The following is a 15,168-nucleotide window of genomic DNA, read 5'->3' on the forward strand; positions in this document are numbered from 1 at the left end:
GCGGTTACCGGTCGGCACTTCTTTTACCTTCTCAAAGGTTTTGGCATCAAACACTTGCAGCAATTTGGCTTTATTGGTGGCGACAAAAATGCGCTCGCCTTTGCTGTCGTAAGCAATGCCGTAAGGTGTTTCAGCCGTATCCACGGTGCGCACCACATTAAAGCCTTTATCCATCACCAGAAACTTGTTCCCAAACTCCAGCGTTGCCAGATAGGTGTTGCCATCAGGAGAAACTTTAATACCGCGCGGTCTATCACCGTATTCATGTGTCGCAATGGTTTTCACCAGTTCGCCGGTCTCAATATTGTGCACAGTCACGGTGTTATCTGCTTCATTGGTAATCACCAATTGCTTGCCATCTGCTGAAAACTCCAGGCCTTCCGTTTCCGGGCCGCCGGTAATTTCACGGATTTTTTCGCCTTTGCTCAAATCCACCACTGCAATTTTGGCCGGAATTTTTTCATCATCGTCGTCATCGTCCTCTTCATGCTTTTCACCTGGTTTAGGTGGCGGACCAGCTTTGGCGCTTGGCTCAGACGACACATAAGCAAAGTTACCGCTAATACGCACGAACTCAGGGTTTTTACCCACCTCAATTTGCTTCACAACCTCGCCGGTGGCCGTATCAATAACAGAAACACTGCCATTCTCACGCGTGGCAACGACTAACTGCTTGCCATCGTCCGTCACCGCCAGACCGCGCGGGCCTTGTGCCTTGACGTCAAATTGCTTGGTGACCTGCATGGTCGCCAGATCAATCACGTTCACGCCAGCATCTTGCGTAGACACATAAGCCACAGCGCCTGCGGCTTCAGCGGCTGGCGCGGCAGCTTCTGCGGCCGGCTCTTCCTGCTTGTTACAGGCTGCCACACTGGCGACTAATGCCAGCAATAGCAAGCTCATGCGCGTGCGACGCGCCATTGATGAATTCAACATTGCATTTATCTCCTGATTTTTTATTAAAGCTTATAGTTGCAGCAAGAATCATACTCGCCGACAAACCGCGGCCCACAACTACTTTTCACATCATCACCGCCAACAAAGGCTGTAAACAGCCACCATATTGGCTATTTATAACCAATTATCCTAGAAATAAGCGATAGGCCGGATTCTGACTTTCATCCCAGTAAGGGTAGCCCAGTTGCTGCAAGAACTGCTCAAAGGCAGCCTTATCTTCTGGCGGCACCTGCATCCCCACCAGCACACGGCCAAAATCGGCGCCATGATTGCGGTAGTGAAACAAACTGATGTTCCAGTTGTGACCCATAGATTCGAGAAAGTTCATTAAAGCGCCCGGTTTCTCCGGGAACTCAAAGCGGTAAACCACTTCGTTTTGCGCTTGCGGCGCATGCCCACCGACCAGGTGGCGCAAATGCAGCTTGGCCATTTCGTTATCGCTCAAGTTCAGCGTTGGCAAGCCCGCTGCCTCCAACGTACTGGCGATCTCAGTCGCCTCCGCCGGGTTATGCACGGCCAGGCCAACAAAAATATGCGCCTGCTTGTTATCAGAAAAACGGTAATTGAATTCAGTGATATTCCGGCTACCCAATTGGCGACAAAATGCTTTAAACGCCCCCGGCGTTTCAGGAATCGTCACCGCAAACACGGCTTCACGGTGCTCACCCAGCTCGGCGCGCTCAGCGATAAAGCGCAGGCGGTCAAAATTCATATTGGCGCCAGAAGCGACGGCAATCATGGTTTTGCCTTGCAACTGGTGTTTTTCACTGTAGGCTTTCAAGCCGGCTAAGGCCAAGGCACCGGCAGGTTCGAGAATGCTGCGCGTGTCTTCAAACACATCTTTAATCGCGGCACACACCTCATCGTTATCGACGACGATCATTTCATCCACATACTGCTGCACCAAAGCAAAGGTATGCTCGCCCACCTGCTTCACCGCAGCGCCATCTGCAAACAAACCGACTTGCTCCAGCATCACGCGCTGGCCAAGCTTGACTGACTCTGTCATCGCTTCGGCATCTTGCGCCTCGACACCAATCACTTTGATTTCCGGACGTACGGCTTTGATATATGCCGCAATTCCCGCCAGCAAACCGCCGCCACCAACGCAGCAGAAAATCGCTTCTATCGGCTCCGGGTGATCCTGCACAATTTCCAGCGCAATCGTGCCCTGACCGGCAATGACGTCCGGGTCATCATAAGGGTGCACAAAGGTCAGGCCTTCGCTTTGCTCCACCTTGAGGGCATGCGCATAAGCATCAGAATAACTATCGCCAAACAGCACCACCTCGGCCCCGCGTGAACGCACCGCATTGACCTTGATCGCCGGAGTTGTCGTCGGCATCACAATCACGGCACGGCAGCCCATTTTTTGCGCACTCAGCGCCACACCTTGCGCATGGTTGCCGGCACTGGCACAAATCACACCCCGTGCCAGTGCATCGGGCGGTAAATTGGCCATTTTGTTATAGGCACCACGCAGCTTGAATGAAAACACCGGCTGCATATCTTCACGCTTCAATAACACCCGATTTTTAAAGCGCGCAGACAGGTTAGGCATCTCATCCAAAGGCGTGTGTCTGGCCACAGCATAGACTTGGGAGTGTTCGATTTTTTCGCGGTAATTGATGGTCATGAAAGGCGTTAAGATTTTAAAACCGCAGGGTTGCAGTGTATGATAGAGAATTGTTTGTATTATAAAGAATTAATCAAGGATTGAAGCAAATGGCAATGGATAAAGCACAACAAGACGCACTGAAACTGGAAGTAGCGAAAGCCGCTGTGACTTATGTAAAAGACGGCATTATCGGCGTGGGTACGGGCTCAACCGCCAATTTCTTTATTGATGAACTGGCCAAAGTAAAACATAAAATTACCGGCGCGGTGGCCAGCTCAGAAGCGACTGCACAACGCTTGCGTGCCCACGGCATCGAAGTATTCGATTTGAACAGCGTCGACAGCTTGGATATTTATGTAGACGGTGCCGATGAAATCACCGAACACATGCATATGCTTAAAGGTGGTGGCGGTGCATTGACCCGTGAAAAAATCGTGGCTGCCGTGGCCAAATCCTTTATCTGTATCTGTGACGAAAGCAAATTCGTACCAGTATTAGGCAAGTTCCCGCTGCCGGTAGAAGTGTTGCCAATGGCCCGCAGCCATGTCGCTCGCGAACTGGTCAAACTGGGCGGCCAACCACAGTTGCGTGACTTCACCACCGATAACGGCAACCTGATCCTGGACGTACACGGCCTGACCATTAGCGACCCGATCGCGCTAGAAGCTAAAATCAACGCCATCGTTGGCGTCGTCACCAACGGCCTGTTTGCAGCCCGCCCAGCTAACGTCTTGTTGCTGGCCACACCAAATGGTGTCAAGACACTGACAAAGTAATTGCAAAATTATCATGAAGTTGTCATATTGTGCTGGTAATCTGCACCGGCACAATAATTAGGAAAATTTGTCATGCAATTTGAACATACCTCTAAGCAATACGATGTTGAACTGGAATCAGTACGTGCCAAGGTTCTGGAAATGGGGGGACTGGTTGAGCAGCAGATTGTGAATGCGCTGGAGGCACTCACCAGTGCCGACGTGAATCTGGCTAAGGATGTGATGGAGCGTGACACACGCGTCAATGCACTCGAAGTACAAGTCGACGAAGATTGCAGCCATATCATCGCCCGCAGGCAACCTGCTGCACGTGACTTGCGCATGATCATGATGATGGTAAAAACCATCACCGACCTTGAGCGCATTGGCGACGAGGCCACCAAAATTGCCCGTACGGCGCAGCGCATCTACGAACAAGACCGCATGTACAAACCCCGTTTTAACGAGATTAAAACCATGGTTGGGATTGTGCGTGAGATGCTGCGTACTTCACTGGATTCTTTCGCCCGCCTGGACGTGAGCCAGACGGTTGAAGTGGCCAAGCAGGATGAGCAAGTGGACGAGCAATTCCGCGCCGCCATGCGTCAGCTGATTACGTTTATGCTGGAAGATCCACGCACCATTTCCATGTCACTGGAAGTGCTGTTTGTAGCGAAAGCGATTGAGCGTATTGGCGACCATGCCAAAAACATTTCTGAATACGTCGTCTATATGGTGAAAGGCAAAGATGTACGCCACACCAGCCTGGAAGACATTCAGCGCGAAACACAATCCTAAAATGGATTTAAAACAAAAAAGCACTCCAAGGAGTGCTTTTTTTAATCGCGGCTATCAAGCTAATGCATTAAGCGCTGGGCGGCACGTAACCACTCGCGACATCAGCACCATCACCAAAGAAGTACTTTTCAGTCTGCTCGGCCAAATACTTTCTGGCGCTGGCATCAGCCAGGCTCAAACGGTTTTCGTTAACCAGCATGGTTTGCTGCTTCAACCAACCTGCCCAGGCCTCTTTGGAGACGTGCATATAAATCCTTTTGCCCAACTCACCGGGATAAGGCGGGAAATCCATGCCCTCAAGCTCTTTGCCCAGTTTCACACATTGCACCAATCTTGCCATGTTCGTTCCTCACTACACTGCTAAAAGCGCTATCATAGCGCATGTTAAAATCTGATGTCGCATTTTAGAGATAATCCATGCAAAACAATCAATCATCTAGCCACCAGGAAAGCCCGTTTAAAGGCAAAACTGGTTTTCGTCGCTTAATCAATGCTTTTGGCTACTCTATGGATGGCTTTAAAGCCGCCTACCAACATGAAGATGCCTTCCGCCAGGAGGTCTGGCTGTCACTGGTATTGATTCCACTGGCATTTTATCTCGAAGCAGAAGCCTTGCACCGCATCCTGATGGTCGGCAGTGTACTGTTGGTGATGATTGTCGAGTTACTGAACTCAGCCGTGGAGGCCGTGGTCGATCGCGTGTCCATTGAGCGCCATGCATTGGCCAAGCGCGCCAAGGATATTGGCAGCGCGGCCGTATTACTGGCACTGATTAACCTGGGCGTAGTATGGGGCTTGATCCTGCTAGCTTAATGTCACTCAATAATAGGTGCACCAATAAAAAAGGTTGGCATTGCCAACCTTTTTTATTCATCAATTTACCTTAGAAATCAGCCCTGGCACCGAGCAGGATAGACCGTGCCCCTGCTGGCGAAATATCCTTGAGGAAAGACGCGTGTTCGCGAATCTCATCATTGAGCAAGTTATTGGCCTTGGCAAATAACTCGACGTGATATTTCACAGGCAACTTGTACGCGACCAGGGCACTCAGGTTGGTGTACCCGTTGGTTTTCAACTCGTTCTCAGCCACATCGTTTTGCTTAAAGGCATGCAACACATCTAGACGCGCATTCCAGCCTCCCAGATGGTAATCCAGGCCGCCACCCAGGCGCAAAGGTGAGATACGCGGCAGATAGTCATTATTGCGCGTGTCTTTGGCATGCACATAGTCACCACGCAACTTCAGCGCCCACTCATCATTCAAAGCAAACTTGCCTTCCAGCTCCACGCCTTTAAATAGGGCTGGGACAGCTCTAAATTCAGCTTCAGGCAACAATTCGCCATCAACCAGCACCGAGTTGCCTGTATTAAACACGCCAATGAAATTTTGGAACTTGGTCGCATAAGCGCCCAAAGTGACGCTGTTGCCACCCGACTTCCATTTCAGTTGCGCATCTATGCCATTCGAACGCTCTTTTTTAAGCTGCGTGCTACCCACCTCAAATTGGCCAGTGGCAATATGCGCCCCGTTGGCATACAACTCAAAATAACTTGGCGCACGTTCGTTATGTGACAGGTTGAACGTGGCGTTCCAACTGTCATTAATGGCATACAGCCCTCCCAAGGCAAAGCTGCTAGGATTAAAACTTTTATTTTGCCCAGCGCCAAAATTAGCACTATCCGCTGAATTAACGGTTGTTTCACCCGTACGGCCACCAAACGTCAGCTTGTGCTGATTAATCGCATACTCTTCATACACATACACAGACTGGTCTTGCGTGGTCACGCTAGGTACAAATGCCTCTTCGCCCAGTGCCTGGAAACGCGTATTCTGGAACTGGTAACCCAACACGCCATTAATCCCGGCAAAAGAAGCATGCGTCGCTTCCAGGCTACCCTGGACACCGCGGTTCTTAAACGTAGTGCCGACCACGCCATCTTCCAGTTCAACGTGCTGATAGTCTGTATGCGCCATACGCAGCTTGAGTTTTTGTAAGGGCCCTTTTAAATCACGCACCTCACCCGCTAACTCCAGGCGTTTGTTTTGCATGTCAATGCGCACATTGTCTTCTGCCACCGTGCCATAGTTATTATTGGAGTCTGCATAAGACACGCCAAGGTAACCGGTATCAAAGGTCCAGGCCGCCCCTAATGCACCGCCATTAGCGAGCGCATCGCTATTATTCAGTTTGCCATTGCCTTTGCTATCCCGCGCCGTGCCGTCTGCGCGACTTTTACGTTTTGAAACCGCATAACCAGGAATCTCCAGGTCACTGGTTTCGCGGCTGTAAACATCTGCATGCAGCGCAAATACGCCGTTACCGACATCCATCACTGCCGCCCCGTTACGGGTATTATCCGGCCCGCCAAACCGCGCCTCCGCACGACCGGTATAGCCATCGAGTGACTCTTTGGGGATGCGGTGGTCAATGGCATTCACCACACCACCCATGGCACTGCCGCCATAGAGCAAAGCCGCAGGTCCGCGCACCACGTCAATTTGTTCAATAATCAGCGGATCAATACCAACGGCATGGTCAAAACTCAGGGAAGACGCATCCAGCACGCCCACACCGTTTTGCATGATACGTACACGCTCGCCATCCATGCCGCGGATAATCGGGCGTGAAGCATTGGGACCAAACTGGGTTGAGGTGACGCCAGGAATGCCATTAAGCGTTTCACCTAATGTGCCCTGGCGACGCAAACTTAATTCGCGCCCGCCAATCACCGACACCGGGACAACCATATCATCAGAAGCGACACCTAAAGGATTACCCGTGACCGGGACTTGATCAAGATTGATGTTTGAAGTGTTATCTGCAGCGAAGACAGGGGTGGTTAATGCGGCCATCATCGCTAGCCATAGCGGTTTTTGACGCCAGGAATGTGGCGCCATGCTGTTGATCATATTCATTGTTATTTCCAGACACGATAGAGACAGTGCGCGTTGCACTGTACTCAGAATAAATAAGCGCCAGAGATGGCTAATGCCAATCCAGGAGCGCGATTAATATCAGGCGGAAATAATGAAAGGTGGGGCGCGCGCAGAATAAACAGCGACGCAACTGGTCACGACCGCGAACACCGCGGCGATTGGAGGCGTAAACCCGTTGAGTGGAGGCAAACTCCACTGCGGCGTTTGCGTCAGCGCAGCTGCGGCATGTGCCAGGCTGATACACAAGGTACAAGGTTCATTGCCTTGTTTTTTGTCAGGCTGAGACTGTTGCGTCAGCTCTTTGATATGGCTGATTTCGTGCGTAGCAATGCCGGTTTGCGCAATGGCAAACAGCACCGACAACAGGAAATAGACATAAAAACGCTTTAACATATTGAATATATTAACATATATTTATGACAACTGAGTGAACGGTCACGCCTAATGCAGCCATGCCGCGAGGATAGACTCCACGGCATTAGCGTTTTGCGCGGGCACATAGCCGCCTTCCAGCATCCACAGCATACGTCCTTGCGCGTAGGTATCCGCCAGCTGTTTAATACGGGTAGCGATTCTGCCATAGCCTTCATCAGAATATTGCAACGCGCCCAAACGATCACCCGCATGCGCATCCAGCCCGGCTGACACCAGAATGAGTTGCGGGCGGAACTGTTGCATGGCAGGCGCCAGCTGCTGGTCTAATGCATGCAACAGAATGTGTTCGTTACTCCCCGGCGGCACGTCCACATTCATCGTATAACCAACCCCGGCCCCAATACCTTGCTCAGAGGGACGGCCACTGCCTGGATACAGGGGATGCTGATGGGCGCTGAAATAAAAAACGCTGTTATCTGCCTCAAAAATCGCCTGTGTGCCATTGCCATGATGCACGTCGATATCGACAATTAAAATGCGTTGAATGCCATAACGTTGTTGCGCATAACGCGCGGCGACGGCGATATGATTGGTCAGGCAAAATCCCATGCCGCGCTCGCGGGTGGCATGATGCCCGGGCGGCCGTACCAGGGCAAATGCCGCCGCTGACTGCTGTGTCATCAGCGCATCGATACCGGCTATCCCGGCACCGGAAGCCAATGCTGCCACGGCTATCGAATGCTGTGAGATCACGGTGTCACCGGTGCTAAGCGGCTGGTGCGCTCCGGCATGGACGCGTGCCTGTTCGGCATCCAGTAGATCCAGATAGGCGGCACTATGCACACGCAATAAGTCTTCGCGCGTAGCCGCAGCAAACGCAGGCCAGCGTAAAAACGGCCGCAATGACGCACTATGCTGCAATCGCTCCACAATCGCACTGACGCGGCGCGCTTGCTCCGGGTGATCGGGCCCAGGATCATGCGCTTCAAAACGTGTGTCGTACAGTATGCTAATGGTCGTCTTGGCCGGGACGGCGGATACGTCACCTTGCGCGACGGCTGCAGGCAAACAAGGCAGCAAGACACTCAACACAAGCGGAGTAAGGCATCGCTTCATGGATATTGGCCCAATAGACTAAGCCTATGATTGTAGAAACTTGCCGCGGCAGTGGCAAGTCAGCTGGTCAGCTTATAGATTGACGACGCGCTTCGGCGCGACGCGACCATCACGCTGCTGAAAGCCGACCCCAAGAAACAGGCCAGCTTCACTGTAAATGCGCAGCTCACCTGCCGGAATACTGCCTGACACCCACACCGGATTGCCCTGTTTAAAATAATAAGCCGCATCTTCTTGCAGCAGGATTTTGGGTAAAGCCGTGATCGCCGTATCTACCGGCAGCAGCAAGGCATCACGCTGTTCAGCGGTCATCTGCTCCAGTGCTTCAATCGTCACTGTATGCGCAATTTGATAAGTGGCGGTCGCCGTGCGGCGTAAAGCCGTTAAATGCGCCCCTGCCTGCAAGACTTTACCAATATCCTCACCCAGGGTGCGAATATAAGTGCCCTTGCTGCAGCACACTTCAATCTCTGCACTGTTATCAGCACAACCCAGCACGCGTAGCGCATGAATAGTCACTTGGCGTGGCGCACGCTCCAGCTCGACGCCATCGCGCGCATATTCGTATAAAGGCTTGCCGTTCACTTTGAGTGCCGAATACATGGGCGGCACCTGGGTAATTTCACCCATAAATTGCGGCAACACACGTTCAACATCTTCGCGCGTGATATGGCAGTCCACCTGGCTGATCACATCGCCTTCTTTATCGCCAGTCGTTGTGGTGACACCAAACTTGACTGTGGCGACATAGGTTTTATTTTCATCGGTTAAATGCTGTGCAAACTTGGTTGCCTCGCCCAGGCAAATCGGCAACACACCTGTCGCCAGAGGATCCAGCGTGCCGGTATGCCCGGCTTTTTGCGCCTGATATAACCATTTGACCTTTTGCAAGGCCTGGTTGGAGGAAAAGCCATACGGCTTGTCGAGCAATAACACGCCACTTATGGCACGTTTAATGCGTTTGATTTGCATAGCTGAAGAGGATAAAAATTAGTCTTGCGGAGGCGTATCGGACAAAGCTTGATTGATCAGCTTATCCATATGCATGCCGCGGTCTATGGATTCGTCATAGACAAAATGCAATTGTGGCACAGTGCGTATCATCATGCGCTTACCCAATTGCGAACGCAGGAAACCAGCCGCTTTTTCCAGACCAGCCTGCAAGCCTTTACTATTTTTTTGCGCCGTATAAAAAACTTTGGCGTGCGCCATGTCACCAGTCACCTCGACGCCAGTCAAGGTGACCATCTGCACGCGCGGATCTTTGACCTCGAACATGAGCAAATCCGCCAGTTCACGGCGCATTTGCTCAGAGATTCTGTCATTGCGGGAAAATGCCTTGGCCATTACAGCGTTCTAGCCACTTCAACGACTTCGTAGACTTCCAGGATATCGCCCACTTCGATCTCGTTGTAGTTCTTGAGAGAGAGGCCGCACTCGAAGTTGTTTTTGACTTCTTTAACGTCATCTTTAAAGCGTTTCAGCGAATCCAGCTCACCCGTGTGAATAATCACATTGTTGCGCAACACGCGTACTTTGGAGTTACGTTTAACCATACCATCCTGTACGTAACAACCGGCCACAGCACCCACTTTAGAAATACGGTAAACCTCACGGATTTCTACCGTACCAATCATTTGCTCTTTCTGCTCAGGCGCCAACATGCCACCCAGGGCCGCCTTGATTTCATCGACCGCTTCGTAAATGATGTTGTAGTAGCGCAGGTCTACATCCAGGTTCTCGACCAACTTACGGGCACCGGCATCAGCACGCACGTTAAAGCCAATCAACACCGCTTTGGACGCCGCAGCCAGGTTCACATCAGACTCGCTGATCGCACCCACCGCAGTGTGAATAATATTGACGCGCACTTCGCTGGTAGACAGTTTCTGCAAGCTGGTGGTCAAGGCTTCGAAAGAACCCTGAACATCTGATTTGATAATCAGGTTCAGTGTTTGTACTGCGCCTTCACCCATATTTTCAAAAATATTCTCCAGCTTGGCTGCATGCTGTTTAGCCAGTTTCACATCACGGAACTTGCCTTGACGGAACAATGCAATTTCACGTGCCTTACGTTCGTCATTCAACACAATGGTCTCTTCACCAGCACTCGGTACATCAGACAAACCAAGCACTTCTACCGGAATAGAAGGACCTGCTTCTTTAATATCATTGCCGTTCTCATCCAACATGGCACGTACGCGACCATAAGCAGTACCCGCCAGCAACATATCGCCGCGACGTAATATGCCGGACTGTACCAATACGGTAGTCACAGGGCCACGGCCTTTATCCAGGCGACCTTCAATCACCAGGCCGGTGGCCGGGGTGTTTTGTGGTGCCATCAGTTCAAGCACTTCAGCCTGTAACAATACAGCTTCTAATAACTCATCAATCCCTTTGCCGGTTTTGGCGGACACTTCACGGAACATGGCTTCACCACCATATTCTTCCGGCACTACTTCATGTGTAATCAGTTCACTTTTGACGCGCTCTGGCTGCGCTTCTGGTTTATCGACCTTGTTGATCGCGACCACGATAGGCACGTTACCTGCCTTGGCATGGTGAATCGCTTCAATGGTTTGTGGCATCACGCCATCATCGGCAGACACCACCAGAATCACAATATCAGTCGCTTTGGCACCACGTGCACGCATGGCGGTAAACGCCTCGTGACCCGGGGTATCGAGGAAAGTGACCATGCCACGCGGGGTTTCTACGTGATAAGCACCAATGTGCTGTGTAATGCCACCGGCTTCACCAGATGCAACACGGCTGCGACGAATATAGTCCAGCAACGAGGTTTTACCATGGTCAACGTGACCCATAACGGTAACGACAGGTGGGCGCGCTTGCATCACGGCTTCAACCGTTTCGGTTTCTTCCAGGAAGCTTTCCGGATCGTTAGCGGCGGCAGCTTGTGCCTTATGGCCCATTTCTTCAACCAGAATGATCGCGGTGTCTTGATCCAAGACCTGGTTGATGGTCACCATCATGCCCATTTTCATCAAGGCCTTAATCACTTCGGCAGCCTTCACTGACATCTTATGTGCCAAATCAGCCACTGAAATCGTTTCAGGCACCATGACTTCTTTGATCAAGGGCTCAGTTGGCGCATTGAATGCGTGCTGATCATCTTTGCTTGATTTGTGGTGCTTGCCTTTGGGTGTACGCCAGCCTTGGGCGCCACCAGCAGGGGCATCACCACGGGTTTTAATGCCGCGTTTTTTGTTTTCGTTGTCAGTCCAATCGCGATTATCGGTCTTGGCTTTCTTGTCTTTGCTTTCAGGCTTATCAGCGACTTTGTTGGCTGGCTTGTGCAATGTACCTTCAGACAATTTGGTCGCGGCCGGTTTGTTTTTAGCCGCTTCTGCTTCGGCCTGGCGTTTTGCCTCTTCTTCGGCACGACGCAGGGTCAATGCCTGCTTACGCTTCACATCCTCAGCTTGCAGGGCAGCCAATTTGGCAGCGCGCACAGCTTCATTCTCGCGCAAAGCAATTTCTTGTGCAGAAAGCACAGCCGCTTTTTTCACGACCACTGGGGCTTCAGCCACAGGCGCAGCTTCAGCAACAGGCGCTTCAACTGGCTCAGGTTCCGGCTCTGGTAAGACTTCAGGCACTTCTTCCACCACAGGCGCTTCGACAACCACTTCTTCAATTTCTGGTGGCAGCTCTTCCAACACCTCAGGCAAAACACTTTCAGCTTCATCGTACGCAGCATCTACCGGCTGGTCATAGCCAAGCTCCGGGCGCTCCAGCACGCGTTTTTTGCGTACTTCTACCTGAATGGTGCGTGCTTTACCTGAACTATCGAGTTTTTTGATCTCGGTGTTTTGTTTGCGGGTTAAAGTGATTTTATTTTTGGGGGCATTTGCCGCACCATGCTCTTTACGCAAGTAATCCAGCAAGGCAGCCTTGTCACCTTCTTCCAAAAAATCATCCACAGACGTTTTATTAACGCCTGCGCTTTTCAGTTGCTCGATGAGCAGAGTCGTTGGAAGACCCAGCTCTGCGGCAAATTGTGCGACGGTTGAAAGTGCCATGTACTGCTCCAGTTCAATTACTTTATTTTTTAATTAAGATGTATGCATGATGTCTTAACCGCATAGGTTACTTAAACCAAGGTGCACGTGCGGTCATAATCAATGACTTGGCACGCTCTTCATCTATTCCTGTCAACTCGACCAACTCATCGACGGCTAGCTCAGCCAGATCTTCACTGGTGTGGATTTCGCTCGCAGCCAGTTTGTGGGCTGTATCTGCATCCATGCCGTCCAGTGTCATCAAGTCGTTGGTGTCTTCTTCGACCTTCTCTTCTTTGGCAATGGCCTCTGTCAGCAAAGCCGCACGCGCACGCGAGCGCAGCTCATTGATGGTATCTTCATCAAATGCTTCGATTTCAGACATTTCAGCCAATGGCACATAAGCGATTTCTTCCAGCGTGCTAAAGCCCTCTTGCACCAGAATATCAGCCACTTCTTCATCCACGTCCAGCTTTTCAATAAACAGCTGGCTGATCTTAGCGTACTCATCCTGGCTCTTCTGCGCAGCTGCTTCTTCAGTCAGAATGTTCAAATTCCAACCGGTTAACTCTGAAGCCAGGCGTACGTTTTGACCGTTACGGCCAATGGCGACGGCCAACTGCTCTTCATTCACAACCACATCCATGCTGTGCGCATCTTCATCAACCACGATGGAGGTCACTTCAGCCGGGGCCAGTGCATTGATCACAAACTGCGCCGGATCCATGCTCCATAACACGATATCTACACGTTCGCCACCGAGTTCAGATGTGACGGCCTGTACGCGTGAACCACGCATACCAACGCAAGTACCCACTGGATCCAGGCGTTGATCATTGGTTTTCACTGCAATTTTAGAGCGCAAGCCTGGGTCACGTGCCGCAGAGCGAATCTCCAATAAACCTTCTTCAATTTCCGGCACTTCCAGCTCAAACAAGCGCTTGAGGAAGTCTGGCGCCACGCGTGACAGTATCAGTTGCGGGCCACGGCCACCGCGATCAACGCGAGACAGATATGCACGCACACGGTCACCGACACGCAGGTTTTCTTTCTGGATCATGGCTTCGCGAGGCAACAGGCACTCAATACGACCGACTTCAATGATCGCATTGCCTTTTTCCATACGCTTGATCACGCCAGTCACCAGGCTCTCACCGCGGGCCAGGAAATCCTGAATCATTTGCTCGCGCTCGGCTTCGCGCACTTTCTGCAGAATCACTTGCTTGGCAGCTTGTGCCCCGATACGGCCAAAGGAGATCGACTCTAATGGCTCTTCGTAGTAATCACCAATCTGTCTGCTGGCTGCACGCTCATCCTCTTCATCGAATTGGTAAGCAGAGCTTTCCAACAGGTCGTATTCCACATATTGCCAACGTCTAAAGGTTGCGTACTCACCGGTTTCGCGGTCAATTTCCACGCGGATATCAGCACCTTCTTCATGGTTCTTTTTCGTTGCCGAAGCCAATGCCAGTTCCAAGGCAGTAAAAATCACCTCTTTATCCACATTTTTTTCATGTGCAAGGGCATCAACCAACAACAATAATTCACGACTCATCGTAATCTCCAACTCACCGTACGGATTAGCTATAACAAATTAATCAAAGACGGGGCTCAAACGAGCCTTATCAATATTATCCAGCGACAATCTATAGATCCAGCCATCGCACTCAACTACTACCTTACCTTCTTCGACCCCTTGCAACAGCCCCAAAAATGTTTTTCTTGGCAGGCTGGTTTTTGTCGCTTTAGGGCCATCGTCCTGAATACCAATGCGCAATTTGATTTGCGCACGCTCACCGGCAAAGCGCACAAAATCCGCCTCTTTGCTCAACACACGATCCAAACCGGCAGAGGACACTTCAAGACGGTCATAATCAATATCCAGCTCGACAGTCAATACATTACCGAGCTGATTGCTGACCAACACGCAATCATCAATCGTCACGCTGTCTTTATTGTCTTTCGGCGTGAGTTTGTCGATAAACACGCGCAGCAACTTGCCACGATTGGCTGTTTCAAAATCAACCAACTCATACCCCAACTGGGTAACCGTCTTTTCAACCACCGAATGCAGGTTTTGCATACGCGCCCTTAATTCAAAACGTTACGTCCGAAAACAAAAAATGGGCGTAACGCCCATCTATCATTTCGATTATACCAAATTTCCTTTTAAATTCAAAGCTGGACATGCGATGCCCAGCAGTCAACGTAACGCAGCAAATCACCAGGAATTCACCCTCATTTTTTAATAGCCCACTTGGGTCAATGACAGCGGCCCGCGAGTCTTTTACTATGCTTAAAACGAGGGAGAAGACTCTAATTAACAACCGCCCAAGCGGTGCAAACAATAAGCAGTACAGATTTCATGGCAGTCTATTTTGAGCATATCTAAATAGACTTTAACCCGGTGCTTGCACCGGGTTTTTTTCTGCCCGCAAAATGCAAAGTATTGATTTCCAGAATGAGCAGGTTTTTACAAGCAGAGCATCTCTGTTTTGTATCTACTAATGCGACCATGCAAAGCATCGCCTTCAGATATTTTGAGGCAATAAAAAAGGCCCCAACACGCGAGTGTTGAGGCCTTTTTAG

The 15,168-nt window shown here is 50.9% G+C and carries 15 protein-coding genes; 3 read left to right on the forward strand and 12 right to left on the reverse strand.

The genetic code is table 11. The features are described 5' to 3' along the window. Together B3355_RS09805 and ilvA are read right to left on the reverse strand one after the other, a co-directional pair. A partial coding sequence (locus B3355_RS09805; RefSeq protein ID WP_292783266.1) for a hypothetical protein occupies nucleotides 1–921 on the reverse strand: 921 nt, incomplete at its 3' end. A 160-nt stretch (nucleotides 922–1,081) separates the two neighbouring features. Continuing rightward, nucleotides 1,082–2,593: a threonine ammonia-lyase, biosynthetic gene (gene ilvA, locus B3355_RS09810; protein WP_024930963.1), complete on the reverse strand. Its 1,512-nt coding sequence runs from the start codon at nucleotides 2,591–2,593 to the stop codon at nucleotides 1,082–1,084. A 95-nt stretch (nucleotides 2,594–2,688) separates the two neighbouring features. Here ilvA and rpiA point away from each other — a divergent pair, with 95 nt between their 5' ends. Then, nucleotides 2,689–3,351 (forward strand): ribose-5-phosphate isomerase RpiA, encoded by a 663-nt coding sequence (gene rpiA / locus B3355_RS09815; RefSeq protein WP_019883783.1) that lies wholly within the window; start codon nucleotides 2,689–2,691, stop codon nucleotides 3,349–3,351. 72 nt (nucleotides 3,352–3,423) lie between these two features. Beyond that, nucleotides 3,424–4,128, forward strand: a complete 705-nt coding sequence (gene phoU / locus B3355_RS09820) for a phosphate signaling complex protein PhoU (RefSeq protein ID WP_019883784.1) — start codon at nucleotides 3,424–3,426, stop codon at nucleotides 4,126–4,128. A gap of 67 nt (nucleotides 4,129–4,195) precedes the next feature. Here phoU and B3355_RS09825 read toward each other — a convergent pair whose 3' ends face one another. Then, the gene (locus tag B3355_RS09825) at nucleotides 4,196–4,468 is read right to left on the reverse strand and encodes an oxidative damage protection protein (protein ID WP_019883785.1); all 273 of its coding nucleotides are present in this window, start codon (nucleotides 4,466–4,468) and stop codon (nucleotides 4,196–4,198) included. Between the two features lie 77 nt (nucleotides 4,469–4,545). Here B3355_RS09825 and B3355_RS09830 point away from each other — a divergent pair, with 77 nt between their 5' ends. Next, the gene (locus B3355_RS09830; protein ID WP_019883786.1) at nucleotides 4,546–4,941 is read left to right on the forward strand and encodes a diacylglycerol kinase; all 396 of its coding nucleotides are present in this window, start codon (nucleotides 4,546–4,548) and stop codon (nucleotides 4,939–4,941) included. Nucleotides 4,942–5,011: 70 nt separating this feature from the next. Here B3355_RS09830 and B3355_RS09835 read toward each other — a convergent pair whose 3' ends face one another. The 9 genes from B3355_RS09835 to B3355_RS09875 all read right to left on the reverse strand — a co-directional run. Beyond that, nucleotides 5,012–7,045, reverse strand: coding sequence for a TonB-dependent receptor (locus B3355_RS09835; protein ID WP_292783245.1), 2,034 nt, complete (start codon nucleotides 7,043–7,045; stop codon nucleotides 5,012–5,014). Between the two features lie 99 nt (nucleotides 7,046–7,144). Further along, the gene (locus B3355_RS09840; RefSeq protein ID WP_024930967.1) at nucleotides 7,145–7,459 is read right to left on the reverse strand and encodes a hypothetical protein; all 315 of its coding nucleotides are present in this window, start codon (nucleotides 7,457–7,459) and stop codon (nucleotides 7,145–7,147) included. Between the two features lie 48 nt (nucleotides 7,460–7,507). After that, nucleotides 7,508–8,509 carry a histone deacetylase family protein gene (locus B3355_RS09845; RefSeq protein WP_292783250.1) on the reverse strand — a complete coding sequence of 334 codons (1,002 nt, stop codon included), beginning with the start codon at nucleotides 8,507–8,509 and terminating at the stop codon, nucleotides 7,508–7,510. A gap of 120 nt (nucleotides 8,510–8,629) precedes the next feature. Then, the gene (gene truB / locus B3355_RS09850) at nucleotides 8,630–9,529 is read right to left on the reverse strand and encodes a tRNA pseudouridine(55) synthase TruB (protein WP_292783253.1); all 900 of its coding nucleotides are present in this window, start codon (nucleotides 9,527–9,529) and stop codon (nucleotides 8,630–8,632) included. An 18-nt stretch (nucleotides 9,530–9,547) separates the two neighbouring features. Further along, nucleotides 9,548–9,904 carry a 30S ribosome-binding factor RbfA gene (rbfA, locus tag B3355_RS09855; RefSeq protein WP_019883791.1) on the reverse strand — a complete coding sequence of 119 codons (357 nt, stop codon included), beginning with the start codon at nucleotides 9,902–9,904 and terminating at the stop codon, nucleotides 9,548–9,550. Next, nucleotides 9,904–12,600, reverse strand: coding sequence for a translation initiation factor IF-2 (infB, locus tag B3355_RS09860; protein WP_047515753.1), 2,697 nt, complete (start codon nucleotides 12,598–12,600; stop codon nucleotides 9,904–9,906). Before infB ends, rbfA begins: the two co-directional genes overlap by 1 nt. A gap of 67 nt (nucleotides 12,601–12,667) precedes the next feature. Beyond that, nucleotides 12,668–14,134, reverse strand: coding sequence for a transcription termination factor NusA (gene nusA, locus B3355_RS09865; protein ID WP_019883793.1), 1,467 nt, complete (start codon nucleotides 14,132–14,134; stop codon nucleotides 12,668–12,670). 39 nt (nucleotides 14,135–14,173) lie between these two features. Continuing rightward, complete coding sequence (gene rimP, locus B3355_RS09870; protein WP_292783260.1) at nucleotides 14,174–14,662, reverse strand: ribosome maturation factor RimP; 489 nt, start codon at nucleotides 14,660–14,662, stop codon at nucleotides 14,174–14,176. Between the two features lie 305 nt (nucleotides 14,663–14,967). After that, the coding region (locus B3355_RS09875; protein WP_292783263.1) for a hypothetical protein at nucleotides 14,968–15,168 on the reverse strand (201 nt) is incomplete at its 5' end.

It is taken from the genome of Methylophilus sp. UBA6697, assembly GCF_002454655.1.
In the GTDB taxonomy this organism is placed as follows: Bacteria; Pseudomonadota; Gammaproteobacteria; order Burkholderiales; family Methylophilaceae; genus Methylophilus.

Bases quoted from the DNA above. Each gene is read 5' to 3' on its own strand.
- ilvA (WP_024930963.1), bottom strand. From the start codon at position 2,593: ATGACCATCAATTACCGCGAAAAAATCGAACACTCCCAAGTCTATGCT.
- rpiA (WP_019883783.1), top strand. From the start codon at position 2,689: ATGGATAAAGCACAACAAGACGCACTGAAACTGGAAGTAGCGAAAGCC.
- phoU (WP_019883784.1), top strand. From the start codon at position 3,424: ATGCAATTTGAACATACCTCTAAGCAATACGATGTTGAACTGGAATCA.
- B3355_RS09825 (WP_019883785.1), bottom strand. From the start codon at position 4,468: ATGGCAAGATTGGTGCAATGTGTGAAACTGGGCAAAGAGCTTGAGGGC.
- B3355_RS09830 (WP_019883786.1), top strand. From the start codon at position 4,546: ATGCAAAACAATCAATCATCTAGCCACCAGGAAAGCCCGTTTAAAGGC.
- B3355_RS09835 (WP_292783245.1), bottom strand. From the start codon at position 7,045: ATGAATATGATCAACAGCATGGCGCCACATTCCTGGCGTCAAAAACCG.
- B3355_RS09840 (WP_024930967.1), bottom strand. From the start codon at position 7,459: ATGTTAAAGCGTTTTTATGTCTATTTCCTGTTGTCGGTGCTGTTTGCC.
- truB (WP_292783253.1), bottom strand. From the start codon at position 9,529: ATGCAAATCAAACGCATTAAACGTGCCATAAGTGGCGTGTTATTGCTC.
- rbfA (WP_019883791.1), bottom strand. From the start codon at position 9,904: ATGGCCAAGGCATTTTCCCGCAATGACAGAATCTCTGAGCAAATGCGC.
- infB (WP_047515753.1), bottom strand. From the start codon at position 12,600: ATGGCACTTTCAACCGTCGCACAATTTGCCGCAGAGCTGGGTCTTCCA.
- nusA (WP_019883793.1), bottom strand. From the start codon at position 14,134: ATGAGTCGTGAATTATTGTTGTTGGTTGATGCCCTTGCACATGAAAAA.
- rimP (WP_292783260.1), bottom strand. From the start codon at position 14,662: ATGCAAAACCTGCATTCGGTGGTTGAAAAGACGGTTACCCAGTTGGGG.